Origin of the sequence: Paenibacillus xylanexedens, from assembly GCF_007676705.1 — a bacterium.
GTDB classification, from domain to species: Bacteria; Bacillota; Bacilli; order Paenibacillales; family Paenibacillaceae; genus Paenibacillus; species Paenibacillus xylanexedens_C.
The window spans coordinates 1-285 of sequence record NZ_VEBF01000247.1 but is presented as its reverse complement, the minus strand read 5'-3'; the positions used below and the strand labels follow the sequence as shown (position 1 = coordinate 285).

The window sequence follows — 285 nt, the reverse complement described above, 5'->3', positions numbered from 1 at the left end:
AGATAGAAGGGTTTCGAGGGAATGGGGGATAATGTGAGGGGTTGGGAGGGAGTAAGGGATAGGAATGTGTGCGATGGGAATTGGGTGATGTACAGGGATGGTGTTGAATTGGAATGGAAGGCGAGGGGGTTGAGGAATAGGATGGTTTACAATTTTAGCGAATTGGTGGAGGTGAAGGTGGGGGGGGAGGATATGGATGTAAGAGTTAGATACGGGAATAAATGGGTTGTGGAAATCTTGTTGTTTAACGCGCGCTGGGGGGAGTAAAGTGCGGTGCGGTGGAGG

The 285-nt window shown here is 50.2% G+C and carries 1 pseudogene; it reads right to left on the bottom strand.

Annotated features, from left to right (window positions below):
• Positions 1 to 192: pseudogene (locus FS628_RS33270) on the bottom strand (dihydroxy-acid dehydratase); the annotation flags it as partial.
• Between the last annotated feature and the right edge of the window lie 93 nt (positions 193 to 285).